Below are 24959 nucleotides of genomic sequence, written 5' to 3'. Positions count from 1 at the left end.
TCCTAAGAACTGCCATCGCGTTCCGGTGTCGGTTGTGCCTCTGTCTGAGCTGCTGGTAAGGCCGGTGCGGTGGGACGGGGTGCGCGGCGACAATCCGAAGGGGGGACGGTGAAGGTCGTCTCGGTGGTGAACTACAAGGGCAGCGTCGGGAAAACCACCCTGACGGCCAACATCGGAGCCGAGATCGCTCGGCGCGGCAAGTGGGTCCTAATCGTGGATCTTGATCCGCAGGCGAGCCTGACGCTTTCGTTCTATCGCCCCGAGCAGTGGCACGAGTACCTTCAGCCGTACCGTACGATCAAGCACTGGTTCCAGTCATGGCGGCCGCGAGGGAAACTCCGGGACCCGTTGGAACTGGTGGACACCCCCGCGAAGGACAACTTTTACATCGGGGCCAACGGACGCCTCGACATCATCGCGTCTGATCTGACACTGAGTGACGTTGAGGAAGATCTGGTGGTTGCCGCGCACCGGGAGATCGGTGCCCGGAGCAGCAAAGACTTCCTGCGCGTGTTCGGGCGGCTGCGTGACGCGTTAACACAGATCCCGTCCGGCGACTACGAGCTCGTTTTGATCGACTGCCCACCGAGCTTTGGCATGCTGACTCGCTCGGCCATCGTCGCGAGCCAGTTCGTGGTGATCCCGGCGAAGCCGGACGAGCTTTCAACCGTGGCGATCGAACATTTTATGGACCGCTTTGATCACTTCAAGGGAGCCTACAACGGGGCAGCGGAGCGAGTTCGTTCGCTGGGATCTCAGGACCGCGTTTCCGCTGTCATCCTCGTTATCGTCTTCACGATGGTCCGCTACCAGGGTAAAGGGCCGATCCTGGCCGAACAGAACTTCATCGACAGGCCCCGCGCCGGGGTACCTGCATTTGGTACCCTGATTCGGGAGAACCACAGCTTCTATGCGGATCCGGCCGGAGAGAGTCTACCCCTGGTGTTGTCCGACCGCGCTCCCGAAAAAAACGTTGCGGAGATGCGTGCCCTGGTGACCGAGATAGTCCGCAGGATCGGAGAGTCCAACCGTGTCTGACTCCGCGGCTGGCCTCGTCAGCCTGGTGCTTGAACAGGTGGCGCGACTTGTCGGGCGGCTGGAACCGGCGCAGATACGTGATCTGACGGAGGGGCGGGCTCAGCTGGCCGTAATCCGTGCCTCTGGCGTAGCGGTCCAGCCGGCCGGCGTGCCGGGCGGCTCTCGGTCGCCCCGGTGGCCGGGCCGGCCGAGGCGTTTGAGCGTCTACGTCGGCGCTCGCCCGGTGCTGACGTGGACGTGGAGGCCACGCGGACCGCCATCATGGCGATGTCCAGTCGAGACGAGGCGGCCAGGTATGTGGCGGCGATCGGGACCGTGGCCGCGTTGCGGGGCTTGGCTGGCGGGCTCGGCGTGCGGCTCGCGTCCGTTCCGGCGAGCTTGTCAAGAGCCTAGGCCGGCGAGGTCTCGGCGCGGTTCGCGAAGGTCTGGTCGCGGGGCCACACGACGACCGCCGCCCGGTGATACCAGCGGTCGAGCGTGTTGCCCCAGTTGCCCATGTAGCCCTCGTACTCCGAGGAGTAGGGCTCGAGGTCGTCGGATCCGGTGGACGCGCACACCTCGTCCTCGCTCACGTCCAGCGAGACCTCTTCCAGCCGGGTGCCCTCCGGGCCGGTCCAGTGCGTGAGCGTGACTTCGGAGACAAGCAGCTCCTCGACCTGGTACTCGACGTGGTCCTCGCCCGAGTCGTCGGAGTCCTCGTCCTCGTCGTAGTCGTCCCAGTACCGTCCTCCTCGGTGCCCGAGGTCTTCATCCGCCTCGTAGGCGTTGTGCGTCGTCTTGACATCGGCGAGCGCGAACACGGTTTCGTACCCCGCCCGTTCGGCCGCGGCCCGCAGCAGGGACACGCGAGCGGCGTCGGCGCCCTTCAGCCCACTCCAGCCCAGTGCGCGCGGGGTGTACTCGTGGTCGAGGAGGTAGACGAGCCGGTTCGGTGGGTCGGCCGCGCCTCTGCCGTAGCGGCTGGCCACGGGCGTGCCGAAGTGCTCGCGAAGGAAGCCGGCCAGCTCGGCGGTTGCTCCCTCGTCGCCCTCCGGCAGGGCGGTGTCCCCGCGCAGCAGGAGGTTGTAGGTGAGCGCGATCCGGTACCCCGACCGCACCGCGGTGACCTCGTGCCGGCAGTCGGCGTAAAAGGCGACCAGTGACAGGTCCGTCTTCGAGCCCCGGTAGACCATCTTCTCGTCGAGGTGGCGCACCACGAGCTCGCCGCCGGTGTGGCTGGAGGGTAGTACCACCACCAGAGTGCCGATCATCGCGTAGTCCTTCTCGCTGTCCTGATGGGTGCGGAAGAACTGGCCCGGCTCGTACACCAGGAGCGCATGGAGGTCGGCCGTCAGCTCGGCGGCGATCGGCAGGCCCAGCTCGTCTTTTGCCGTCGTCAGAAGAACGTCGAGTGCCTTGTCGTCCCACTGGGCGTGGACGAGGTGCTTCGGGATCTCCCAGGTGTCGCGGACGCCCGGGTCGGTCAGAGTCTCCTCGCCGCGGCCGAACCGGGCGGGCTGGCCGAGGCCGAGCAGCTCGCGGGCCTGCTCGGGCCGGACTGGAAAGGCCACGGGCCCGACGCCCTCGACTTCGAGGCTCAGGTCATCCCTACTCGCTGTCAGTCCCACGCTGAACGTGGTCTCCGCGTCGCCGCGCAGCATCCTCGCCAGCCGGTCACGCGCCACGGTCGCCATTGCCCGTGCCCTCCAATATCCCCAGGAAGCGGTACCTCTCGTAGAAATCTAGAGGGCTGGGCGCACTCGACCGGTGTCGGTACCCAGTCGTCGCAGCCGTCGATCGTGCATCCCCACTGGAGGAGTATCGTGTGGCGGTTGGCGACGCTCACGGCTATGGGATCAAACTGGTATCGTTCTCCCACGGAAGCTGTTGTCGATCACGTAGGTCGGATCGTGCTGCCCAAGTTCATCCGCGAGGCGCTGGGCCTGCTCCCGGGTACGAAGGTGGACATCTCGCCTTACGGCGCTGGTGTGCAGGTTGCGAACCAGACCTGTCGGACCCATCGGGCATCGTGGCGGTATGCCCACCTCCGCCCACGAGACGCCGCTCGAGCTGCTCCGGCTCGACCCGTCCCTGCCCGACTGGGTGCAGACCGAGCTCCTCGGCGACGACGCCTCCGCCTTCGACCACGCGCGCCTGTACGACCCCAACGTCCGCCCGCTGGTATCGTGACCAGATCGCCGGGGACACCCGCAGCGGCGTGCGGCTGTACCCCCGGTTCTTTACTGCTGCCGACGTGCCCCTGGTCGCTGACGCGGAGCTGGCGGCGGCCCGCCCGGCGCCGGTGCTGCTCGCGGCGATCTGCCATCTCGACGATGTCAAGATCGACGTGATGTTCCCGGCGCTGCTGGCGGCGCTGGACGTGTTGGAACCAGACAAGAAGATCTTTTATGATGACGTGACAGTGGGTCGGTTGCCCGAGGCAGCCCGGGCCCGATGGGAGGCCTTTCTCAGGACGGCGACCCTCTGCCGGCATTACCACAACGAGCGCTACAACGAGATCGACGCCCGCGCTGAGGCCCGTGGCGAGGCTCTTGGCGAGGCCCGTGGCGAGGCGAGGTCGGTGCTGCTGGTGCTGGAGAGCCGCGGCGTGCCGGTGCCTGGCGCGGTCCGCGAGCGGATTCTCGCCTGCGTCGACACCGACCAGCTGGACCTGTGGCTTCGCCGCGCGGCCATCGCGGCCACCATCGACGACGTCACCCGGGACTGACCGCACGGGGCCGATGCCAGGGTGGGGCCGATGCACGCGGCGAGGTCGACCGGCCGGTGCCGACACTTCGCCTGGTGAGGGACGGCTCGCGGCGGCGCCAGCGCGGCCCTGCGCGGCGAGCAGTTCCCGGATCCACTTGATCGCGTGGCGGCCGAGTTGTGGGGAATAAGGCACGGTTCAGGGACCGTAGACCGTGCTCAGGTCCCCCAAATTCACCGGCTGACGGATCGCCGCCACCTTGATGTGTCGATTTATCCTGTATCATCCCCAATGGCGTCATGCGCGGGGTGCCCCGGGGGACCGGGGAGAATCGGGAAGCCGGTGAAGGTCCGGCACGGGCCCGCCGCGGTAACCGGGAAGTCGCCGTCCATGCGCGCCGCGCAGCCACTGGGTCTTCGGGCCCGGGAAGGCGGACGGCCGGCGTTGATCCGGAAGTCCGAAGACCGGCCCCGCATCGACGCCGCCCGTCGTCGTGCGGGCGGCCGGACAGCGGGAGCCTGCCATGCCTACCGACAGCTACCCTACCGACAGCTACCCCACGAACCTCCACCCCACGAACCTCTACGATGTCCTGCACCGGCGGCGCGACGTGCGCGGCCAGTTCACCGGCGGGCCGATCCCCGCCGACGTGCTCGACCGGGTGCTCGGGGCAGCTCACGCCGCGCCGAGCGTCGGTCTTAGTCAGCCCTGGGACTTCATCCTCGTCACCGACGAGCGGTCCCGGCGGGACTTCCACACCCACGTGCACCGCGAGCGCGCCGTCTTCGCCGCGACCCTGACCGGTGAGCGTGCCGCCCGGTTCGCCCGGATCAGGATCGACGGCATCCTGGAGTCGTCGTTGTCGCTGGTCGTGACCTACGATCCGCACCGCGGCGGGCCGGCGGTGCTGGGTCGGCACGCCATCGCCGACGCCGGCTTGTACTCGGTGTGCCTGGCGATCGAGAACCTGTGGCTCGCCGCGACCGCCGAGGGTCTCGGGATGGGCTGGGTGTCATTCTACCGGGAGCCGTTCGTTCGTGACCTGCTCGCCATCCCCGCCTACATCCGGCCCGTGGCGTGGCTCTGCCTCGGGCCGGTAACCCACCTCGAGCACGTTCCCGACCTCGAACGCCACGGCTGGGCCCGGCGGCGTCCCCTCACCGACGCCGTCCACGTCGAGCGCTGGGGCGCGATGCCGCCCGGGGACGGTGCTCCCGCTGATCCTGGAATCGACGGGCCAGCGGGTGTCTAACACTTGTTAGACTTGAGGCATGACTGTGGTGAGCCTGCGGGATCTCAGCCATGCCGTGGGTACCTGGGTTGACCGTGCGCACGCGGGAGAATCGATCATCATCACTCGTAACGGACGACCGTGGGCGAGGCTGGTGCCCGAACTGACGCAGACGGGCAGTGACTACCTGGACCAACTCGTTGCCGAGGGGCGCGTTACCCTCTCCACCGCGAGCCTGGCTGATCTCCCCGAACCGACGTCCACGGGCAGCTGGGACGGCCGTGACTCCGTGGACGTGGTGGCGGAGCTACGCGGGGAATCTTCTTGAATTATCTGGATTCCAGTGCATTGGTGAAGTTGACCCATCCGGAGAGTGAGACGCGTGCGCTGCGCTCCTGGCTTGCCGTGCGGCCAGGCGTCGCGGTGTCGTCTGCGTTTGCGATGCTCGAAGTGACCCGAGCGTTGCGCTGCAGCGACCCCGTCGCTCTTCCCCGTATCCCTGACGTCCTGTCGCGGATCACGCTCGTGCCCATCGACCAGCCGATCATGGTCTCCGCCGCGGCCTTGACGGATCCGTTGCTGCGTTCGCTGGATGCCCTGCATCTCGCGACGGCGCTCCGGCTTGATGCGCCGTCATTGGTCTTCGTCAGCTACGACAAGCGCCTGTCGACCGCCGCCGCCCAGGAAGGCCTGACCGTTGCTGTGCCCGCCTGAGGCGGGGACCGGGCTCGCTACCCACCGGAGCCTGGGGGTGCGGACCGGGACGTCGTGCGTCAGGAGCAGCGCGACGGTCACCAGGGTCCGCCGCCGCGGCGTCAGCTCGGCGTAGGCCTCGCCGCCGGGGGGAGCGGATCCACCGCCGTGCGCGGGCCCATTCACGGATTCGGCCCGGCGGTCGAGAGCGCGCCGTGCAGGAACAGGTCCACCAGTTCCCCGGTGGTCAGCAGCTCGGGGGCGTCTGCCCGGCCGGCGGGCATCAGCAGCAGCGCGAAGGCGCCCGCGAGGCGCTCCGGCGGCAGCCGCAGCGCCTCGCGGGCGGGCTCGAACAGCGCGGCCAGGGCCGTCCGCAGCGCGGCGAGTCCCGCCTCGCGGTCCGGGACGGCTGGTGGGACGGCCGGCGGGGCCGATGCTGGGGCTGAGGCCGGGGCCGGGGAAAGGGCAGGGGACGGCGGCTCGGCCGATCGGTCGTCGGAACGGGCTCTCCCCGCCGTGGCGGGCATCCGGCGTTCCAGCCGGCCGGTGGCCGCGAGGGCTCCGGCGACGGCGCCCAGCCGGGCCATGTGGCCGCGCAGCACCTCGGCCGCCTCGGTGAGGCGGGCCGGGAGCGGCTGGTCGAGCGGGATCGCCGCCAGGTGGGTGGCGGTGTCGTCGGGTCGCAGCGCCTCGGTCAGGCAGGCCGCCAGCAGGGCCTCCTTGTCCGCGAAGACACGGAAGATCGTGCCTTCCCCGATGCCTGCCGCGCGGGCGATCTTCGCGGTGGTGACCGAGGTGCCGTACTCGATGACGAGGGGGAGGGCCGCGGTGACGATCATAGCGCGGCGCTGGTCGGGGTCCATGACCGGGGCCCGGCGTCGGGGCGGGATCGGTGAGGTCTCTGGCATGCGATCCACAGTACGGAGTGAGTACTCACTCCGCAAGGGTTGACTGACGGCGGCCTCCCGCCGACCGGGGCAGTATGGGCGGATCAGGCCCGCAAGTCGCGGATCAGGCCCGGGCCGGGCACCACCTTTCGGCCCCCTGTTTCCGTTCAGGTCGTGTTTAGCATTCCCGAAACCCGCGGCCAGGCTAGGCTCGTCCCACATGAACGGCGTTCCCGAGCCGCTGAACTAGCCGCTGAAAGGGTCCTCATGCGACGGCGTCTGTCGATCACCCTGGCCGGCCTTGGGTTGTTCACCGCGTTGTTCGCCGCCGCGGCCTCGGCGGTGGCATCGGCAGCTCTGAGCGTCACGAGGGTCGTCGCGGAGCCGGTCGCGTTCACGACCTGGAACGAGAAGCAGCCACCGGCGGCCGTCACCTACAACCGGCATCTCGTGCCGGTCGGCGCCGGGGCGGTCGTACTGGCGGCCGGCGGGCCTCGTACCGTGGTGGGCCTGGTGGTTCAGGGCCTGCTGCCCGACCGCAGGTACGGGGCGCATGTTCATCAGAAGGCGTGTGGCGCGACGGGTACGGCGTCCGGGCCGCATTACCAGAACATCCCGGACCCGGTACAACCCTCTGTCGATCCGGCGTACGCCAATCCACACAACGAGGTCTGGCTGGATTTCAGCACGGATGCCGGCGGCAACGGCCAGGCGTTCGCCATCGTCGACTGGAACTTCCGGGCCGGCGGTGCCAGTGCGGTCGTGCTCCATGAGCACGGGACGAGTGGCATGCCCGGCGAAGCCGGATCTGCCGGTCCGCGGGCGGCCTGCATTACCGTTCCGTTTTCCTAAATCTTTCCTAAATCCGATCGCTTCGCTGGCTTGTGCCGAAGCCGAAGCCGAAGGCGCCGGTCGCCGGGCTCTCCCGCCTCCCGGTGGACTCGTGGCCCCTTATGGACGCCGTCGGCGGCGGTCGCGCAGCGGGTTTGCCGTAGTCAGAGTCTCCGGTGCGTGGTGGATGGGCACCAGGACGCCGGACGGTGGCGTGACGCGACGATGCGGCGGGCTTCAGCAGAGTGGCCGTGCGGCGGGTTCAGCAGGGCGGCGGTGCGGTCGTCGTCGCCCCGAGTGGGGCGGCCGTCGGGCAGCTTGTCGCCGTGGCCGAGGTGCCCGGGCTCGGCGACGAGGTCGGCACGACCGTCGGGGATGCGCCCGTCGGCTGCGATGGCCGGCTCGTAGGCGTGGCGCTCGGCTGCGCGCTCGCCGCGGTGAGTACCGGTGTCGGAGTGCCCGGGTCCGTCGGTGTCATCGGCTGTTCGTCGCCGACCGGGGGTGGGCTGGCCGGGCCGGGCCGAGCCGGGCCGAGCCGGGCTGGGCTGGGTGCCCGGCGTCCACAGTGGAGCACCGGCTGGCGGCTGGTTCGCGGGGTCGCTGGGGACCGCCCGGCCGAACGACGGGGCGGGGGCGGCCGGTTGCACCTGAGGATCGGAGCCGCCGGCACCGATGAGCACGGCGGCGAGCCCGGCGAGCCCGACGATTCCGGCGAGCAGGACGACCGGCAGCGCTCCGCGCGCGCCCGGTGCCCGCCGCCGCCAGGATGCCGGGAGCCGGCCGAGCAGCCCGCCGTCCGCCGCGTGTCGCGGCGGGCCGGCTGCGCCGCCGTCGGCGGGATCCTGCACCGAGCCGTCCGCGCCCCGGCGGGGTACCGGGACGGTGCGCCACGACTGGTCGTCGTCCGGCGGTGGCGTCGGCCGGTTGGCCAGGGGATGGGTCGGCTGATCGGGCTGGTCGGGGTCCAGCGGCGCGCCGCCGCCGTTGCCGCCGCCGCCGTTGCCGCCGCCGTTGCCGGGCCCCGCGCTCAGTGGCGGGCGGGCCTGCCAGGGGGTGAGAGCCAGCGCCGCAGCCCGGTCGGCATCGGCCGGGGTGCGGACCGCGGAGTCCGAGACCAGGCGGCGGACCAGCTCGGCGGCGCTCGGGCGCTCCTCCGGCCGACGGGCGAGCGCTGCGCGCACCAGCGGGGCGAGTTTCGCCGGCACGCCGGCGATGTCGGGTGGTCGGTCCTCGCGCATCCTGGTCAGCACGTCGGACTGCTCGGAGGCGAACGGCGGATGTCCCGTCGCCGCGTACGTCACGCAGGCGCCCCAGGCGAACACGTCGGCGGGGGGCCCGGCCCGTTCCCCGCGCAGCTGCTCGGGCGCCATCCAGGCCAGCGTGCCAATGAGAATCCCGGTCCGGGTGTGGCTGGGGATCCCCGAGGCCCGCGCGATGCCGAAGTCGATGACCTTCGGGCCGTCCCAGGCCAGCAGGATGTTCGAGGGCTTGAGGTCGCGGTGCACCACTCCGGCGGCATGGATGGCGATCAGCGCGTCGGCGAGTCCCACGCTGAAGCCGTGCAGCAGCCGTTCCTCCAGCCGGCCGTGGCGCAGCACCGCGTCGGCGAGGCTGGTGCCCTCCACGTATTCGGTCGCCAGCCACGGCGACGTGGCCTCGGGACCGGCATCGAGCACCGCCGCGACCGCCCGGCCGTGCACCCGGCGGGCGGCGGCCACCTCGCGGCGGAACCGTTCCCGGAATTCGGGGTCGTCAGCGAACCGGGCGTCGGGAACCTTCACCGCGGCGGCCCGGCCGTCGGCGTTGAAACCGAGGTACACGGTGCCCATGCCGCCAGCGCCGATCCGGTTGTGGATCGTGAACGGGCCGACGTGGCGCGGGTCGTCGTCAACAAGCGGGGTCAGCATCGTGCCGCCTGTTCTGGTCGCCGCGCCCGGTCCTGCGCCCGGCGGCGCGCCCGGCCGTGAGACTCGGAATACCGGGGCTCACCCGAAAGATCACTCCTTCGTCGGCGGTGGGCACGGGCCGGGGCCCGGTGGCCGCCGGCCCGCGCCCACCGGCGTCCGTGGGGTCCACGGCGTTCACGGCGTTCACGGCGTTCACGGCCCCGCGAGACCCCTAACCCTGAACCATAATGCTTCCAGCGCAGCGATGTGCGGCTGGGCGCGGAGGCGGGCGCGTCGGGTTCGCCACCCGGCACCGCCCGCCGCCACCCGGACCCCGGCGGACGGCGGCCCTACCGTCGGCTGCCGGAGACATTCGGGTCGCTCGGTGGAATCTTGTCCAGGGTGGAGAAGTTCGTGCCGGTCCAGCGGAAGCGGACGTCGGCGTGGCCCGATGGGGCATCGACCGGGTCCCGCGGGTCGTAGGTGGCATAGCGCAGCACGACCTCATGATCGTTGCGTTGGCGCTGGAGGGTAATGTGCGCGCTGGGTGCCTTCGTGTCCGTGCCACGGTATTCACCGTCGGCGAAGACGAAGGCGAGCTGCCGGGGGGTGTCCCTGGCCGGCTGGCCGGTGCCGATCACGACGTTCAGTCGCCGGTCGGCCGCGTAGGTGCTCATGTCCGGCTCATAGCCCTTCCGGCGCACCGTGGCGGCGGCGTCGGCGGCGGACAGCGTCGCCGTGGTCGCCGTGGTCGCCGTGGTCGCCACCGGCGTCGGGCTCGCTGACGCCGACGCCTGCGCCCGCGCCGATGCGGGCCCGGTCGTGGCGGGCGGCGCGGCGGCCTGCGGCGGACCCGTCGTCCCGGCGGCTGTCCCCCCCCGTCGCCAGCGGGTTCGGCGTCGACCCCGTGACGGTGGGCGTGTCGTCGCCACGGTTGAGCACCAGGGCCGCCGCGAGGCCCCCACCGAGCAGCATCGCGAGCAGCGCGGCCACCGCCACGGCGGCTCCACGCCGCCCGTCGCCCCCGCTCCCGCCTCTGCCTCTGCCCGGCCCGACACGCCACCCGTCGTCCTCCCAGCCGGCTGCGTCGTGGCTCACGGTCGGCGGGGCGGGCGCGCGGTGGTGGGCGGGATCGGGACCGTAGCCGGCACCGCGGTACCCCCCATCGCGGTACCCCCCATCGCGGTACCCCCTGTGGGGACCCTCGCCGTCCGGCGGGGTCGGCGGCAACGACCACCAGCGGGCCAGCGCCGTCTCGCTGGCCCGGTCTGATTCGGTGGGGGAGTGGACGTCGTGGCCGACCAGTCGGGCGAGCAGCTCGGCGGCTGCGGGGCGGCGCGCCGGCTCCTTGTCCAGGGCCGCCCGCACGACGCCGGCCAGGGACGCGGGCAGCCCGTCGAGGTTGGGCTCCGCGGTGAGGATCTGCATGCCGATCGCCTCCGCCCGTTCGCCCCGGAAGGGGGGCCGGCCGGCTGCGGCGAAGGTGACGCAGGCCCCCCAGGCGAAGATGTCGGCCGCGGGCCCGGCCCGCTCGCCGCGCAGCTGCTCGGGCGCCATCCAGACCAGGGTGCCGATCAGCATTCCCGTCCGGGTGTGGCTCGTGTTATCCCCGGCGCGGGCGATGCCGAAGTCGATGACCTTCGGGCCGTCCCAGGTGAGCAGGATGTTCGCCGGTTTGAGGTCGCAGTGCACCACCCCGGCGGCGTGGATCGCGACCAGGGCGTCGGCCAGGCCGACGGCGAGTCCCTGGACCAGTCGATCGTCGAGCCGGCCGCGGGTGGCGACCGCGTCCGCCAGGTTCCTGCCCTCGACGTACTCCGTGGCCATCCACGGCCGTTGCCCGGTCAGGTCGGCCTCGAGCACGGCGGCGACGGCGCTGCCCCTGACTCGGCGGGCCGCGTCGACCTCGTGCCGGAAACGGGACCGGAACTCGGGATCGTCGGCGAGTCCGGCCGACGGCACCTTCACGGCCGCCGGCTTGCCGTCGGTGTCGAAACCGAGGTAAACGACGCCCATCCCACCCGCGCCGATGCGGTTCGCCAGCCGGTAAGGGCCGATGCGCCGGGGGTCGTCCGTGGTCAGGGGCGTCAGCACGCCGCTTGCCTTCTCTCCGTCGTCGGGTGTCGGGTGGCCCGGGTGTCGGGGTGGCCCGGCGGTTCCGGCGCACCTCGCGACGGTGCGGGGTGGAGATGCGCTGATTGTCTCCCGTGCGGTCCCCTGCACTTATCTGACGGCGTCGTCTTCGCTTTGTGTTAAGGATCCGCCACCTGATGTGTGCGGTGTGGTCGACGCGCCGCCGTTACGCCCTGACGGCCTTCGCGAGAAGATTTTGCCCATGTTCGGCATAGAACGAAAGAATTAGAGGTTGTAGCGTAATCTTGCAGAGATATCTTCGTAAGAAGGTCGACGTCGCCGAGACGGCTCGTGGGGTGGCGACGGGATCCGGATGGAAGTGGTCCGGGGGGAGGAGAGCGGGATGGTCGTCCCCTTGCAGCCGGCCCAGGTGTCTGCATCCGGTGCCCGGCCGGCGGAGGGGCTGTCGGCGGATGCAGTGCTGAGCACGCTCGGTCGCCACGTCCTCGTCGACGGCTTCGACCTCGTCTGCGACCTGGCGATGAGCCGTGGCAGCGTGCTTGTCGACGCCCGTGATGGGCGGCGCTACCTCGACCTCTACAGCTTCTTCGCGTCTGCGCCGCTCGGGATCAACCCGCCGGACCTCGTCGACGACGCGGGCTTCGTCGCTCGGCTGGGTCGGGTGGCGGTCAACAAGCCGGCGAATCCGGACGTCGCCACCGTCGCTTACGCCGAGTTCGTGCGGACCTTCGCCCGAGTCCTCGGCGATCCGCAGTTGCCGCATCTGTTCTTCGTCGAGGGCGGGGCCCTGGCGGTGGAGAACGCGCTCAAGTGCGCCTTCGACTGGAAGAGCCGGCACAACGCGGCACACGGCCGTCCCGCGGCGCTCGGCCATCGGGTTCTGCACCTGCGGAACGCCTTCCACGGACGCAGCGGCTACACCCTTTCGGTCACGAACACCGATCCGGTCAAGACCGAGCGTTTCCCCGTCTTCGACTGGCCGCGCATTGACTGCCCGGCGATGGTGTTTCCCTGCGTGGGGCCGGCACTCGACGCGGTGATCGCCGCGGAACGTGTCGCGCTCGGCCAGGCCGAGGCCGCCTTCGCCGCCCATCCCCACGACATCGCCTGCTTCCTGGCCGAACCGATCCAGAGCGAGGGCGGGGACAACCACCTGCGGGCCGAGTTCTTGGCCGCGATGGCCGAGCTCTGCCGGCGCCACGACGCGCTGTTCGTGCTCGACGAGGTGCAGACCGGTGTCGGCGCCACCGGCTCGGCATGGGCCTACCAGCAGCTCGGCCTGCGCCCGGACGTCGTTGCGTTCGGCAAGAAGGTCCAGCTCGGCGGGGTGATGGCCGGCCGGCGGGTCGACGAGGTCGCCGACAACGTCTTCCGCGTGCCCGGGCGGATCAACTCCACCTGGGGTGGTGGCCTGGTGGACATGGTCCGCGCCACCCGCATCCTGGAGATCATCGAGACGCGGGGGCTCATGGCCCGGGCCGGCGAGCTCGGCGTGGGCATGCTCGCCGGGCTGACGGATCTCGCGGCCCGCCACCCCCGGCTGCTGTGCAATCCCCGTGGGCGCGGTCTGCTCTGCGCGGTGGACCTGCCGGGCAGCGCCGTCCGGGACGAGGTGCTGCGGCGGCTGCGGGTGCGCGAGGGAGTCCTCGCGCTGCCCGCCGGGGAACGGGCCATCCGGTTCCGACCGGCGCTGACGGTGAGCGCGGAGCAGCTCGCCGCCGGGATCGCGGCCCTCGGCCGGGTCCTCGACGGGCTGCCGGGTGGATTAGATAGGCCGGGCGGATTAGATAGGCCGGATGGACCCGGCGGACCGGATGGGAGATCGTCATGACGCTGGTACGGCCACGGCGGGTTGGTGCGCTTATTGCCGGACGCCCGCAGGCCGGACGTCCGCAGGACGGGTGCGCGCCGCCCGGCGCGGCCGAAGCGGAGCTCACCCCGGTCCGGACGGTGCCCTCGACCAACCCGGCCCGGCTCGACGACGTGGTCGCCGAGGTCGAGCTGGCCGGCCCGGAGACGATCCTCGCCGCCGCGGTGGCGGCCCGTGACGCCCAGCGCACCTGGGCAGACGTGCCGGCCCCGGTCCGGGGAAGCGTGATCGGCAATCTCGGCCGGCTCGTCGCGGGCAACGCCGCCGCGCTCGCCCGGCTCGTCACCCGGGAGATCGGCAAACCGGCGGCCGAGGCTCGCGGCGAGGTCCAGGAGATCATCGACACCTGCGAGTTCTTCCGCGGCGAGGGACGCCGGCTTTACGGCGAGACCGTTCCCTCCGAGATGCCGGACAAGCAGCTGTTCACCTTCCGGGAGCCGGTCGGGGTGATGATGGTAATCACCGCGGGGAACTTCCCGGTGGCGGTGCCGTCCTGGTACATCGTGCCGGCCCTGCTCGCCGGCGACACCGTGGTCTGGAAGCCAGCCGAGTATGCGGCGGCCTGCGCGCAGGCCCTGGTCGAGCTGATGGCCGCCGCCGGGGTTCCCGCCGGCGCGGTGAACCTCGTGCCCGCCGACGGCGCGGCGACGTCGCTCGGGCTGGAGCGGGCGCTGGCGGCCGGCGTCGTCGACAAGGTCGGTTTCACCGGATCCACCGAGGTCGGCCGGTTTATCGGTGCCCTGTGCGGCCGGTACCTGCAGTCGCCGTGCCTGGAGCTCGGCGGGAAGAACCCGATGGTCGTCGCGCCCGACGCCGACCTGGATGCCGCCGTCGAAGCGGCGGTGTTCGCCGGGTTCGGCACCGCCGGGCAGCGGTGCACCTCGCTGGGCACGGCGATTGTGCACGAGTCGGTGCACGCCGAGTTCGTGCGTCGGCTCGACGCCGCCGTGTCCGCGGCGGCCGTCGGCGACCCGACCCGGGACGTGCTGTATGGGCCGCTGCTCGACGCCAGGTTCGCGGCCGGGTTCGCCGACCATCTCGACCTGATCCGGGACCATCACCGGACCTTCGGGTCCACCGCGGTGGGACGGATCACGTCGGCCGGTTTCGGGACGTCGGCCGGCTCGTTGGCGCCGGCGGTGCCGGGAAGGTGGCCGGGCGGACCGCGCCGCGGCTTCGTCGGCGATCCCGACTCCGGGTTGTACTACCACCCGGTGGTGCTCGACGGCGTGCGCCCGGACGACGAGGTGTTCCGCGAGGAGACGTTCGGCCCGATCATCGGCGTTACCACCTACCGCAGCCTCGACGAGGCCATCGACCTGGCGAACCTGCCCGGCTACGGGCTATCGTCGTCGATCTACACCGGCGATGCGGCGAGCGCGTTCCGGTTCCGGCGTGGGGTGCGGGCCGGGATGGTCAGTATCAACTCCTCGACGTCGGGCGCGGAGGCCCACCTGCCCTTCGGCGGCAACGGGCGGTCCGGCAACGGAAGCCGCCAGTCCGGTCGCTGGGTCCTCGACCAGGTCACCCGATGGCAGTCGATGAACTGGGACTACTCCGGCAGGTTGCAGAAGGCCCAGCTCGACACGGCCGTGCCCCCGGCCGACCTATCCTTCCGCCTGTCGGACCCGTGAGTTCCGGCTGAGACGGGTGCCATGTCGCCGTGCTGCCGTGCTGCCGTGCTGCCGTGCTGCCATGTCGCCTCGCCTCACGGACCCGATGGCGTTTTTCTCGACGACGCGGGACAACGCGGCCGGTCACGGCGGATCGGGGCGTCCGGAGGTTCCGCCGCCCCAGTGTGCTGCCGCATCTCGCCGCATCCAGGACTGGGCCCCGGCGCCCGGCGCCGGTCCGCGCCATAGTCGGCGCATGCCAGACCTGGTGACGCAACCGATGCCCGGGATGCGGCCGACCCCCGGCACACGACGGGCCGGCCGCCGGGAATGGGCCGGTCTCGCCGTGCTCGCTCTGCCCTGCCTGCTGCTGTCGATCGACGTGACCGTGCTGTACTTCGCCCTGCCGTTCATCACCGCACACCTCGCCCCGAGCAGCGCCCAACTGCTCTGGATCGTCGACATCTACTCCTTCGTGCTTGCCGGCCTGTTGATCACGATGGGGACGGTCGGCGACCGGATCGGGCGTCGCCGGCTCCTGCTCTACGGCGCGGCCGTGTTCGGAACCGCGTCGGTACTCGCCGCCTACGCCACCGGCCCGGTCATGCTGATCCTCGCCCGGGCGGCGATGGGCGCCGCCGGTGCCACCCTGATGCCGTCGACTCTCGGGCTCATCCGGGTCCTGTTCGTCGACCCGGACCAGCGGCGCGTCGCCGTCGCCATCTGGACGGCGAGCTTCTCCGGCGGTGTTGCGCTGGGACCGCTGCTCGGCGGATTCATGCTGGAGCACTTCTGGTGGGGCGCCGTCTTCCTGATCAATGTGCCGGTGATGCTCCTGCTGCTGGTGCTGGGTCTCGCGTTCCTGCCCGAGTTCCGGGATCCGCGTCCCGGCCGCTTCGACCTGACCAGCGCCGGGCTCTCCCTCGCCGCCGTCCTCAGCGCGGTCTACGGCATGAAGCGCATCGCCGAACACGGCTGGACCGCCGTTCCGATGACCGCCTTCGTCGTCGGTGTGGTCCTGGGTGGCCTCCTCGTGGCCCGGCAGCGCCGGGTCGACCAACCGCTGATCGACCCGCGGCTGTTCGCGTCCCGCGCCGTGCGCACGGCGTTGGCCGTCAACGCCCTCGCTCTGTTCGCCCTCGTCGGGTTCAGCTTCTTCGCCACTCAGTACCTGCAGCTCGTGGCGGGCCTGACCCCGCTGGTCGCCGGGCTGTGGACGATGCTGCCGGCGACCGCGATGATTATTTCTGTGCTGGCTGCACCCCGGCTGCTGCGGCTACTGCGGCTGGGCGGTGCGCTCGGCGTGGGGCTGGTCGTCACCGCGCTGGGATTCGGCATCGCCAGTCGGCTCGGCGTCTCCGGGGGTCTGCCGGTGCTGCTCGGCGCCTATGCCGTGCTAATCAGTGGGGTCGGTGTCGTCCTCACGATCTGCACCGACGTCGTGCTCGGCAACGCCCCACCCGAACGGGCGGGTTCGGCCTCCGCCCTGTCCGAGTCGGCCATCGAGTTCGGGGGCGCGCTCGGGGTCGCCGTTCTCGGCAGCATCGCCACCGCCGTCTACCGGAACGAGGTGCCGACGCGGGCACCGTCCGGCCTGCCCACGATCGCGGTCGACGCGGCGCGGGAGACCCTCGGCGGTGCGGTGGAGGTCGCCCACCGGCTTCCCGGCGGCCTCCACCCCGGTGGCCTCGGCGACATGTTGCTGCGGGTCGCACAGGAATGCTACGTCGACGCGATGTCGGTGACCGCCATGATTGCTATGGCGGTCATGGCGGCCACGGTCGTCGCCGTCGTGATGGTGCTGCGCCGGGACGGTGCGCCGTCGACGCCTGGGTCGTCAACGCCTGGGTCGTCAACAGCTGGGTCGTCGACGGCCGGGAACGCGGTCGCCGAGCGGGCCGAGAGCATCGGCACCGAAGGGTCCGACCGCACGGTGGCGGACTCCGCCGCTCCCGGGTCGTAGGCGCCGTTCCCGGGGCCTAGCTGGGTCAGCCGGCCGTCGGCTGGCTCAGTGCTGTCGGCTGGCTCGGTGCTGTCGGCTGGCTCGGTGCTGTCGGTGCTGTCGGTGCTGTCGGTGCTGTCGCGGGCGACTCGAAGCGGGGCCGCAGGGGCATGCCGGCGGCGCCGGCGTCCGGCCGGACCGCGAGGGTCTGGTGGATCTGGGTCCGCCCGCTCTCGAAGCTCAGCGCCGATCCGGCCATATAGAGCCGCCAGACGCGGGCCCGACCCGCCCCGACCATGCCGACCGCGGCCGGCCAGTTCTTCTCCAGCAGGCGTACCCAGGCCCGCAGGGTCAGCGCGTAGTGCTCGCGCAGGGACTCGACGTGGCGCGCCTCGAAGCCGGCCGCCTGCATCAGGGAGACCATGACCCCGATCTCGTGTAGTTCCCCATCCGGGAAGACATAGCGCTGGAGGAAGTCGCGTCCCCTCGGCAACGGGACCGGGCCGAGGCCGGGCCGGGCCCGGCGGGCCCCCGCGGGGTCGCCGGGGAACGAGATGCCGTGGTTGAGCAGGCGCCCCCCCGGGCGCAGCAGCCGGTACAGCTGGTCGAAGTAGGTCGGGAGCATCGCCCGGCCGACGTGCTCCACCATGCCGATGGAACTGATCGCGTCGAAGGGGCCGTCCGGGATTTCCCGGTAGTCCTGCAGGCGGATCTCGATGACGTCGGCGAGGCCCGCCTCGGCGACGAGGCGGCGGGCCTGCGCGGCCTGTTCCACCGAGATGGTCACCCCCACGCCGCGGACCCCGTGATGGCGGGCGGCGTGGATCAGCATGCTGCCCCAGCCGCAGCCGATGTCCAGTAGCCGCTCGCCGGGACGCAGGCCCAGCTTGCGGCAGACCAGCTCGTGCTTGGCGTTCTGGGCGGCGTCCAGGCCGACCTGCGCCGATTCCCACACCCCGCAGGAATAGGTCATCGTCGGGCCGAGGACGAGGCGGTAGAACGCATTGGACACGTCGTAGTGGTGGGATATCGCCGCCGCGTCCCGGTCCCGGGTGTGCTGCCGGCCGCGCAGCCGGGTCTCCTCGGGCGGCGGGGCTGGCGGGCGCGGGCCGAGTTCGCGCAGCAGGGTCGCGGCGGCGCGGGCGGTTGCGCCGGTCAGCCGCGAGCCGGCCCCGGCGATGCCCCGGCGCACCGCGAGGGCGGCGAAGACGTCCCCCTCGACGTCGATCTCCCCGGCGACGAAGGCCCGCGCGAAGCCCAGCTCACCCGGGCGGAACAGGACGCGGCGCAGGGCCTCCGGCGAGCGGACCAGGATCCGGGTGGTGGTGTCTGGTCCCAGCACCGAGCCGTCCCACAGCGTGATCCGTACCGGCGGGTCGTCCCCGATCAGGCTCTCGAGCAGGATGCGCGTCGCCCGCGCCACGTTCGGTGACCACCGCGGCTCCCGGTGCGGAATGGTTGCTTCGGCAGGGTCGTGCTTCGCCGGCTCTCGACTGATCGTCACGGCGCATCCTCCGGTTGTTACCTGGGCTCATCGTCCCCCGGAAACCCGCTGCCGCAACGGTGTCGGGTGTTGCATGTCCGTATCCCTGTTACCGGGGATCCCCGGTAACAGGGATACTCCGGTCCGTCCCGCGCCGCTCAGGCCACGGCGGAGGCGCCGAGCAGGGCGCCCATGAGGGCCGGAGTGCGCTGGACCTTGTACGCGTCGTCGAGCCGGAACACGGTGGTGCGGCTCGCGGTCTGCAGCCGCAGGTGCACCTCCGTCGTCCCGGGATGGGTACCGAGAACCTCCCGCAGCCGCTCCACCGTCGGCGGGTTCACCCGGGACGCCAGTATAATGATCACCATCGGTGGGCTCAGGGCGGCGTCGGACAGGTCGGGGACCGTGAGGTCAGAGGCGATCAGCCGCGGGGTGTCCTCCCGCTTGTCGAGGCGGCCCTTGACGATGACCACGGCGTCCTCGGCGAGCTGAGTGGAGCAGGTCTCGTAGGTCTGCGGGAAGAACATGACCTCCAGCCCGTCCTCGAGGTCCTCGATGGTGGTTAGCGCCCACACCTTGCCCTGCTTGGTGACCTTGCGCTGCAGGCTGGAGATGATTCCGCCGATGGTCACGGTGGCACCATCGGGGTGCTCCCCGCCGGTCAGGGACGCGATGCCGCAGTCCGCCTTCGCCGCGAGGATGTGCTCGACGTCGCGCAGCGGGTGGTCGGAGACGTAGAGGCCGAGCATCTCCCGCTCGTGGGACAGCTTGACCGCCTTGTCCCACTCCTGGTCGGAGAACTCCTGCACGCCGAACACGGGCGCCGCGCCCGGCTCGTCCTCGGCGTCGAAGGCGAACAGGTCGAACTGCCCCGCGGCGTTCTTCTTCCTCACCCCACGGATCTCCCCGGCCTCGCTGTACCGGGGGTGCTGGGGGTCGAAGATCCCGGCCAGCGGGATGTCCTTGCCCATCACGGCGGGCGGCATCGCCTTGGTGATGCGGTCACCCATCGCGTACGGGTAGCCGAGCACCCGCGAGGAGTCCTTGATCGCAGCCTTGGCCTTGATCGTGCCGTAGGTGACGATCTGCGCTATGCGGTCCTCGCCCCACCGGGATGCCCTGGCTCTTCGCCCACACGATGAAGTCGGCGACCACCAGGAAGCACGACGGGAAACCCAGCTGCAGGATGATCCCGATCTCGTACTCGACGCGTTCGCGGTGGGCGTCGTCGTAGCCGTCCGGGAACCGGCGGGCCATACCGGCCCAGGTCGCCTTGCGAAACCAGCTCTCCTCGGTCTCGCCAGCCGGCACCGGGAAGCGCGGCATCAGGTTGTGCTTGGCGAACATGCCGGTGGGGTCGACCCGCTCGGCGATCAGCAGGATGGTCTCACAGCCCTCGCGCCAGACGTCGGAGGTGTCGATCCCGTACATCTCCTCGGCGCTCTTGAGGTAGTAGCCCGACCCCTCGAACTGGAAGGAGGGATTGGCCATCGTCGACGCCGTCTGTACACAGAGCAGCGCGGCGTGGGCGTCCCGCTCGGCCTCGTAGGTGGAGTGCGAGTCGTTGGTGACGACGAACCGCATGCCGAGCGTGCGGACGATGCCCACCAGGCCGTCGCGGACCCGGCGCTCGATGTCGAGGCCGTGGTCCATTGGCGGGAGACCTCTTTGAACATGTCCTTCAGCCGAGCCGCCCCGTCCAGCATCGAGTACTCGGTGTGAACGTGAAGGTGGACGAAAGAGTTGGACACGTCAGATCTTCCCGCGCGCTGGGCACGCCGGTCGAAGCTGCGGACCAGTCACCGACCGTGGAAACGGGCGCCCTCCGGTGCGGGCGCGCCGGGAACTGATCATCACGGGGGGCCGGCCGGATGGACAAGGCGTTCATCCGGCAGCCTAGCGGCCCGCGCGCGGTCCGGACACCTCCGCCGTCGTGTCCGCCGGGTACTACGAAGCGATACCGCCGCGGTGCGTACCGCCGCCGCCCGGCGCCGCCGCGGTCGTCCTCCGCGCCTCGGCGATGGCGGCCCCGATCACCGCGATCGCCTGCTCTACCTCGCTGTCCGAGGTCGACCAGTTGCTTACCGAGATGCGCATCGCTGTGCGGCCCCGCCACACCGTGCCGCTCACGAACGCCTCGCCGCTCGCCGTCACCGCGGCCGTGACCGCCGCCGTCAGCCGGTCGCCCGCCGCCCGCCCGGCCGCCGTCCGGTCGCCCTCCGGGTCTGCCATCACCCGGACCAGCACCTGGTTGAGCTCCACGACGCGGCCCGATCCACCCGGGCCGGTTGACCCGGCTGACCCGGCTGACCCGGCTGGGCCGCCCGGGCCGGCCACCGCGTTCAGGATTGTCACCCCGGGAAGAGCGGCGAGCCGCACGGCGAAGCGGTTGGCATACTCGCAGCACCGGTCCACCAGGTCGCGCAGCCCCGCCCGGCCGAGCGAGCGCAGCGCCGCGTACACGGCGAAGGCCCGCGCCCGGCGGCTGAACTCCGGTGTCCAGTCGACCGGGTCGAGCCGGCAGGCGGAGTCGAGGACGAAGTAGTCCGCCGAGGCCGACATCGACCGCCGGTGCGCCTCGCGGTCCGCGACGAGGGCGATCCCGCAGTCGTACGGGACGTTGAGCCACTTGTGGCCGTCGGTCGCCCACGAGTCGGCCCGCTCGACCCCGGCGACGAGGGCGCGCCGGGACGCCGCCGCCGACACCGCAGCCCACAGCCCGAACGCACCGTCCACGTGCACCCAGGCGCCGTGTTCGCGGGCCAGCGCGCACACCTCCTCGAAGGGGTCGAACCCACCGGTGTTGACCTCCCCCGCCTGGGCGATCACGATCGTCGGCCCGCTCCCGCCGCTCCCGCGGGCAAGAGCCGCCCGCAGCGCCTCGGGGTGCATCCGCCCGAGCGCGTCGGCCTCGACGGCGATCGTCGCGCGGGTGCCGAATCCGAGCAGGCGCAACGCGGCGTCGACAGTGGCGTGCCGGGCGGCGCCGACCAGGACCCGCACGGGCGGTGCCCCGGCGAGACCATCCGTCTCGACATCCCAGCCGGCCCGCGCCAGCACCCGGTGCCGCGCGGCCGCCAGGGCGGTCACGTGCGCCATCTGGGTGCCGGTGGTGAATCCGACAGACACCCCCGGCGGCAGGCCGAGCAGCTGCGCGATCCAGCGGCCGGTCAGCGCCTCGACGGCGCTGGCGGCCGGGGAGAGGGAGGCCAGGGCAGCGTTCTGGTCCCACACGACGGTGAGCAGGTCGGCGGCGAGCGCCGCCGGCAGGGTCCCGCCGATGACGTAGCCGAAGAAGCGGCCCGAGCCGGTCGAAGTGAGGCCGCCGGCCACCGCGTCGACCAGCGCGTCGATGACCGCCACCGGGTCGCTCGGGCCCGCCGGCAGCGTGTCGCCGAGCCGGTGGCGGACTTGCTCGGCGGTCAGGCTGGGGCCGACCCGACGATCGGCCAGACCCGCCAGGTAGGCGTCGGCATGCCCGGCGGCGGCGCACAGTGCCGCGCGGAGCGCGTCGACGGGCGGCGTGCCTCGCATCGGTGGATCTCCTCGTCCGGGATGGATGATCGTTCGCCAGCGGGTCCGAAGCGGGCTCGATGCCCGGCGGCGTCAGTCGGCCGCCACCGCCACCGCCGGCGGCCGGGCGTGCGCTGCCGCCGTTCGGCTTTCCCGGCTCTCCCGGCCCAGCCAGTCCAGCACCAGCTCGGCGGTGAGCTCCGTCGCCTCGAGCATCGGCAGGTGGCCGAACCCGTCGAGGATCTCCACCCGCCAGTCCGGGCGTTCCGCGGCGACGTGGCGTGCCACGCCCACCGGGATCAGCCGGTCGGCGGAGCCATGGACGAGCATCGTCGGTTGCCGGACGGTGCAGACCATGCGCGCGAGTGAGGCCGGGCGCACCAGCGACCAGACGACCGAGCGCGCTGCCCCCACGTACGCCTGGTCCGCGCCGGGGATCCCGCCGCGCTCGCTCTGCGCGCGCACCATAGCCGCGATCGCCGTCGGCGGGATGCGGCCGGGGTCGGCGCAGAGCCGCCGCAGGTTCTCGTCAACGAGCTGGCGGGGGGTGTAGCGGCCGCGGCGGTACGCGAGGACCGCCGCGCCGAGGCGGGGGACCAGCAGACCGGCGAAGATGCGGGTGATCTCAGGATCCAGGCGCACGCCTCGCGGCCGGGGCAGTGCCGGGCCGAGTAGCACCAGACCCGCGACGGACTCCGGCCGCCGACTGGCCTGCATCACACTGATTATGCCTCCCATCGAGCTGCCGACGAGGACGGGCGCCTCCCGGACGATCTCGCTGAGGAAACGGTCGAGCAGTGCCCGGTTGGCCGCGACGTCGGTGCGGCGCCCGGCGGGCGGCGTCCGGCCGTGCCCGGCCAGGTCGACCGCGAGCACTCGGCAGACCGGGGTGAGCAGCGGGGCGAAGGCGAGCCAGTTGAGGTGGGAGCCGCCGAGACTGTGCACGCACAGCAGCAGCGGGCCGTCGGGTGGCCCCCCGAAGTCGACGTAGTGCACCGGCCCGTCCAACTGGGCCCAGAACGACCGGTGGTTCTCCCGGCCGGACGGGTCCGCCGAAACCAGGGGCGTGGTGACTGAGGACGTGGTGACCGCGGGTGCGGTCACATCGCGGCTGCTCATGCTGTGACGGTAGGACAACGCTCCTCGTGGCCGACATACCCGTGTGGCCGACATACCCGTCGGCGGTGAAACAGCAGGGCCGGCCGCCCGACGGCGGCCGGCCTCCAGGAGTCACAGTGACCGGGAGGCGCCGAGCCGGAGCCGGTTCGGGTTTGCGACGGGCCCGAACGAGAATGTTTCCGTGGCCGGCTCGAAGACCTCCGCGCCGTCGAGGACGCCGGAGCCGGTCTCCCGCTGACCTGGTACGGAAAGCCCCGGGGCCAGGTGGGTCGTCTCGTCCTTTTCCATGCGCAACGCTCCTTCCATCGTTACCGACACCTGTCCCTAAAACGGTATCGAGTGGACGTGGCGCGCAAAGTCTCTAAGTGATCATGGTCACACCGCAAATCCGAACGATGGCAATGCGTTGCGCCCTTCATTGGCCGTCGGATGGCTACGGCATGCGCAGACCGTGCGTGAAGCGCGCACAGAGCGCGCACAGAGCGTGGGCGAGTCGTTGGTCAGGAGTGTTCAACCGGCCGACCGGCCCGGTCGAAACCGGGCCGGTCAGCTGGAGCCCGCGGCCGGGGCGGGACGTCCGGTCAGGCCCGCAGGGGCGCACCGGAGCCGGCGGCCAGGCTGTCGGTCAGGCTGTCGGTGCCGGAGCGGTGGGGGCCGTTCCGGGAGCGGCGCCCCGGCGCGGCGGGCGGCCGTGCCCGGTCGCCGGCCGCCCGAACCGGTGACCCTCTCGCCGGGTGGGCCGGTGCTCGTTGCCGCGAAGCGTACCGCCGCCGCGCGGTCCCCTGCCGCCGCCCGTGCGGGCTAGCGGGATCTCGTCCTTGCTGATCCGGGGCGCGGGCGGTCCGGCGAGCTCGAGCACGATCGGATCGTCGGCGGTCGTCGGGATCGGCCTCGCCTCGATCCCGACGGTGCGCAGCAGCCCGCGCACCTTGCCACGTTCGGCGGGCAGGGTGACGAGCACGTCCGCACCGTCGGCGCCGGCTCGGGCGGTCCGTCCGCCTCGGTGCTGGTAGGTCTTGGCGTCTTCCGGCGGGCCGAGGTGCACGACGAGCCGGATGCCGTCAACGTGGATGCCGCGGGCGGCGACGTCGGTGGCGACCAGCACCCGGTAGAAGCCGTCGGTGAAACCGGCCAGCGCCCGGGTCCGCGCCCCCTGTGGCATTCCGCCGTGCAGCGGCTCGGCCGGCACCCCGGCCCGGCTCAGTGACTCGGCCACCCAGTCGGCGTCACGCTGGGTGCGCACGAACACCAGGGTGCGCCCCGAGCCGCCGGCGAGCGCGGTCACCAGGGCGACCTGCGCGGCCCGGCCGACGGCCTCGAGCGCGTGCCGGGCGAGTGTGGTGACCTGGGAGACCTCGGAGTCCACCGCGACCAGGACTGGGTCGGGCAGGTAGTCGCGCACGAGCACCTCGACCTCCCGGTCGAGCGTCGCGCTGAACAGCAGCCGCTGCCCGCCCGCCGGGGTGGCGTCGAGCAGTGCCTTCACTGCGGGCAGGAAGCCGAGGTCACACATGAAGTCGGCCTCGTCCAGGACCGTGATCTCGATCCCGTCCAGCACGCACGCGCCGCGCTCCACCAGATCGGTGAGCCGGCCCGGGGTGGCGACAACCAGGTGCACACCGCGGCGTAGCGCGGAGATCTGCCGGCTGATGGACGTCCCGCCGTACACCGGCGCGAGCCGGAGGTTGAGCGCCCTGGTCAGGGGCTCGAGCGCATCGTTGACCTGCTGGGCCAGCTCGCGGGTCGGCACGAGGACGAGCGCACGGGGCCGGCGGGGCTGGGCCGGCCCCTGCCCGGCCATGCGGGCGAGCAGCGGCAGCCCGAAGGCGAGCGTCTTGCCCGAGCCGGTCCGGGCCCGGCCGAGGACGTTCTCCCCGGCGAGGCCGTCGGGCAGGGTCGATGCCTGGACTGGGAACGGGGCGGCGATGTCCCGGTCGGCCAGCGCCTTGATGAGCCGGCGGGGCAGGCCCGCGGCCTCGAAGGACTCGGCCGGCGGCCGGGGCTCACGCGTGGTGATGGTCGGTCCGGCCGGGCGTGCCGGGCCACCTGAACGGGAGCCGCTGTACCGCGGGC

General features: G+C 71.8%; 17 protein-coding genes, 4 pseudogenes and 1 riboswitch. Of the genes and pseudogenes, 10 read left to right on the top strand and 11 right to left on the bottom strand.

The features are described from left to right. Positions 1–108 precede the first annotated feature (108 nt). The gene (locus AC08OJ_RS07555) at positions 109–1038 is read left to right on the top strand and encodes a ParA family protein (protein ID WP_476595370.1); all 930 of its coding nucleotides are present in this window, start codon (positions 109–111) and stop codon (positions 1036–1038) included. A gap of 389 nt (positions 1039–1427) precedes the next feature. Here AC08OJ_RS07555 and AC08OJ_RS07550 read toward each other — a convergent pair whose 3' ends face one another. Next, positions 1428–2711 (bottom strand): 2OG-Fe(II) oxygenase, encoded by a 1284-nt coding sequence (locus AC08OJ_RS07550; protein WP_476594068.1) that lies wholly within the window; start codon positions 2709–2711, stop codon positions 1428–1430. A 343-nt stretch (positions 2712–3054) separates the two neighbouring features. Between AC08OJ_RS07550 and AC08OJ_RS07545 the strand changes: the two genes are divergently transcribed. From AC08OJ_RS07545 to AC08OJ_RS07525, 5 genes are all read left to right on the top strand, one after another. Further along, a complete protein-coding gene (locus AC08OJ_RS07545; protein ID WP_476594067.1) occupies positions 3055–3207 on the top strand; it encodes a hypothetical protein in 153 nt (50 codons plus the stop codon). 28 nt (positions 3208–3235) lie between these two features. Continuing rightward, on the top strand, positions 3236–3745 hold the full coding sequence (locus AC08OJ_RS07540; RefSeq protein ID WP_476595369.1) for a hypothetical protein: 510 nt from the start codon (positions 3236–3238) through the stop codon (positions 3743–3745). A gap of 268 nt (positions 3746–4013) precedes the next feature. Further along, a riboswitch (cobalamin riboswitch) is annotated at positions 4014–4211 on the top strand. Between the two features lie 36 nt (positions 4212–4247). Then, positions 4248–4976 (top strand): 5,6-dimethylbenzimidazole synthase, encoded by a 729-nt coding sequence (gene bluB, locus AC08OJ_RS07535; protein ID WP_476595368.1) that lies wholly within the window; start codon positions 4248–4250, stop codon positions 4974–4976. Positions 4977–4995: 19 nt separating this feature from the next. Next, positions 4996–5283 carry a type II toxin-antitoxin system Phd/YefM family antitoxin gene (locus AC08OJ_RS07530; RefSeq protein WP_476594064.1) on the top strand — a complete coding sequence of 96 codons (288 nt, stop codon included), beginning with the start codon at positions 4996–4998 and terminating at the stop codon, positions 5281–5283. Next, positions 5280–5669, top strand: a complete 390-nt coding sequence (locus tag AC08OJ_RS07525) for a type II toxin-antitoxin system VapC family toxin (protein ID WP_476594063.1) — start codon at positions 5280–5282, stop codon at positions 5667–5669. The genes AC08OJ_RS07530 and AC08OJ_RS07525 overlap by 4 nt, the downstream gene beginning before the upstream one ends. 161 nt (positions 5670–5830) lie before the next feature. Here the strand turns inward: AC08OJ_RS07525 and AC08OJ_RS07520 are convergent, their stop codons facing one another. Next, positions 5831–6556 carry a TetR/AcrR family transcriptional regulator gene (locus AC08OJ_RS07520; protein WP_476594062.1) on the bottom strand — a complete coding sequence of 242 codons (726 nt, stop codon included), beginning with the start codon at positions 6554–6556 and terminating at the stop codon, positions 5831–5833. Positions 6557–6802: 246 nt separating this feature from the next. On the opposite strand from AC08OJ_RS07520, the gene AC08OJ_RS07515 reads away from it, so the two are divergent. After that, a complete protein-coding gene (locus AC08OJ_RS07515) occupies positions 6803–7387 on the top strand; it encodes a superoxide dismutase family protein (RefSeq protein ID WP_476594061.1) in 585 nt (194 codons plus the stop codon). Positions 7388–7530: 143 nt separating this feature from the next. Here the strand turns inward: AC08OJ_RS07515 and AC08OJ_RS07510 are convergent, their stop codons facing one another. Together AC08OJ_RS07510 and AC08OJ_RS07505 are read right to left on the bottom strand one after the other, a co-directional pair. After that, positions 7531–9273 (bottom strand): serine/threonine-protein kinase, encoded by a 1743-nt coding sequence (locus AC08OJ_RS07510; protein ID WP_476595367.1) that lies wholly within the window; start codon positions 9271–9273, stop codon positions 7531–7533. 329 nt (positions 9274–9602) lie between these two features. After that, positions 9603–11346, bottom strand: a pseudogene (locus AC08OJ_RS07505) (protein kinase domain-containing protein). A gap of 382 nt (positions 11347–11728) precedes the next feature. On the opposite strand from AC08OJ_RS07505, the gene lat reads away from it, so the two are divergent. From lat to AC08OJ_RS07490, 3 genes and pseudogenes are all read left to right on the top strand, one after another. Beyond that, positions 11729–13177, top strand: a complete 1449-nt coding sequence (lat, locus tag AC08OJ_RS07500) for an L-lysine 6-transaminase (protein WP_476595366.1) — start codon at positions 11729–11731, stop codon at positions 13175–13177. Continuing rightward, positions 13174–14850 (top strand): aldehyde dehydrogenase family protein, encoded by a 1677-nt coding sequence (locus AC08OJ_RS07495; RefSeq protein ID WP_476592697.1) that lies wholly within the window; start codon positions 13174–13176, stop codon positions 14848–14850. Before lat ends, AC08OJ_RS07495 begins: the two co-directional genes overlap by 4 nt. A gap of 268 nt (positions 14851–15118) precedes the next feature. Beyond that, positions 15119–16639 (top strand): annotated as a pseudogene (locus AC08OJ_RS07490) (MFS transporter); the annotation flags it as partial. 178 nt (positions 16640–16817) lie between these two features. Here AC08OJ_RS07490 and AC08OJ_RS07485 read toward each other — a convergent pair. The 7 genes and pseudogenes from AC08OJ_RS07485 to AC08OJ_RS07455 all read right to left on the bottom strand — a co-directional run bounded on the left by AC08OJ_RS07485 (position 16818) and on the right by AC08OJ_RS07455 (position 24780). Further along, complete coding sequence (locus tag AC08OJ_RS07485; RefSeq protein WP_476595365.1) at positions 16818–18275, bottom strand: class I SAM-dependent methyltransferase; 1458 nt, start codon at positions 18273–18275, stop codon at positions 16818–16820. A 137-nt stretch (positions 18276–18412) separates the two neighbouring features. Then, a pseudogene (locus AC08OJ_RS07480) lies at positions 18413–19907 on the bottom strand (OB-fold nucleic acid binding domain-containing protein); the annotation flags it as partial. Between the two features lie 14 nt (positions 19908–19921). Continuing rightward, positions 19922–20005: pseudogene (locus tag AC08OJ_RS07475) on the bottom strand (PHP domain-containing protein); the annotation flags it as partial. Between the two features lie 196 nt (positions 20006–20201). After that, positions 20202–21788, bottom strand: a complete 1587-nt coding sequence (locus AC08OJ_RS07470; RefSeq protein WP_476595364.1) for a pyridoxal phosphate-dependent decarboxylase family protein — start codon at positions 21786–21788, stop codon at positions 20202–20204. A 72-nt stretch (positions 21789–21860) separates the two neighbouring features. Continuing rightward, entirely contained in the window at positions 21861–22886 is a 1026-nt protein-coding gene (locus AC08OJ_RS07465) for an alpha/beta fold hydrolase (RefSeq protein WP_476595363.1), read from the bottom strand. A 111-nt stretch (positions 22887–22997) separates the two neighbouring features. Continuing rightward, positions 22998–23174, bottom strand: a complete 177-nt coding sequence (locus AC08OJ_RS07460; RefSeq protein ID WP_462187936.1) for a hypothetical protein — start codon at positions 23172–23174, stop codon at positions 22998–23000. A gap of 337 nt (positions 23175–23511) precedes the next feature. Continuing rightward, entirely contained in the window at positions 23512–24780 is a 1269-nt protein-coding gene (locus AC08OJ_RS07455) for a DEAD/DEAH box helicase (protein ID WP_476592700.1), read from the bottom strand. Positions 24781–24959 lie beyond the last annotated feature (179 nt).

The organism is Frankia sp. CgKIO3 (assembly GCF_977946435.1).
This window is presented reverse-complemented; position numbering and strand designations above follow the sequence as displayed.

Excerpts from the sequence above, each read along its gene's own strand:
- AC08OJ_RS07470 (WP_476595364.1), bottom strand. The coding sequence starts at position 21,788 with ATGCGAGGCACGCCGCCCGTCGACGCGCTCCGCGCGGCACTGTGCGCC.
- AC08OJ_RS07550 (WP_476594068.1), bottom strand. The coding sequence starts at position 2,711 with ATGGCGACCGTGGCGCGTGACCGGCTGGCGAGGATGCTGCGCGGCGAC.
- AC08OJ_RS07465 (WP_476595363.1), bottom strand. The coding sequence starts at position 22,886 with ATGAGCAGCCGCGATGTGACCGCACCCGCGGTCACCACGTCCTCAGTC.
- AC08OJ_RS07510 (WP_476595367.1), bottom strand. The coding sequence starts at position 9,273 with ATGCTGACCCCGCTTGTTGACGACGACCCGCGCCACGTCGGCCCGTTC.
- AC08OJ_RS07515 (WP_476594061.1), top strand. The coding sequence starts at position 6,803 with ATGCGACGGCGTCTGTCGATCACCCTGGCCGGCCTTGGGTTGTTCACC.
- lat (WP_476595366.1), top strand. The coding sequence starts at position 11,729 with ATGGTCGTCCCCTTGCAGCCGGCCCAGGTGTCTGCATCCGGTGCCCGG.
- AC08OJ_RS07545 (WP_476594067.1), top strand. The coding sequence starts at position 3,055 with ATGCCCACCTCCGCCCACGAGACGCCGCTCGAGCTGCTCCGGCTCGAC.
- bluB (WP_476595368.1), top strand. The coding sequence starts at position 4,248 with ATGCCTACCGACAGCTACCCTACCGACAGCTACCCCACGAACCTCCAC.
- AC08OJ_RS07530 (WP_476594064.1), top strand. The coding sequence starts at position 4,996 with ATGACTGTGGTGAGCCTGCGGGATCTCAGCCATGCCGTGGGTACCTGG.
- AC08OJ_RS07520 (WP_476594062.1), bottom strand. The coding sequence starts at position 6,556 with ATGCCAGAGACCTCACCGATCCCGCCCCGACGCCGGGCCCCGGTCATG.
- AC08OJ_RS07460 (WP_462187936.1), bottom strand. The coding sequence starts at position 23,174 with ATGGAAAAGGACGAGACGACCCACCTGGCCCCGGGGCTTTCCGTACCA.
- AC08OJ_RS07495 (WP_476592697.1), top strand. The coding sequence starts at position 13,174 with ATGACGCTGGTACGGCCACGGCGGGTTGGTGCGCTTATTGCCGGACGC.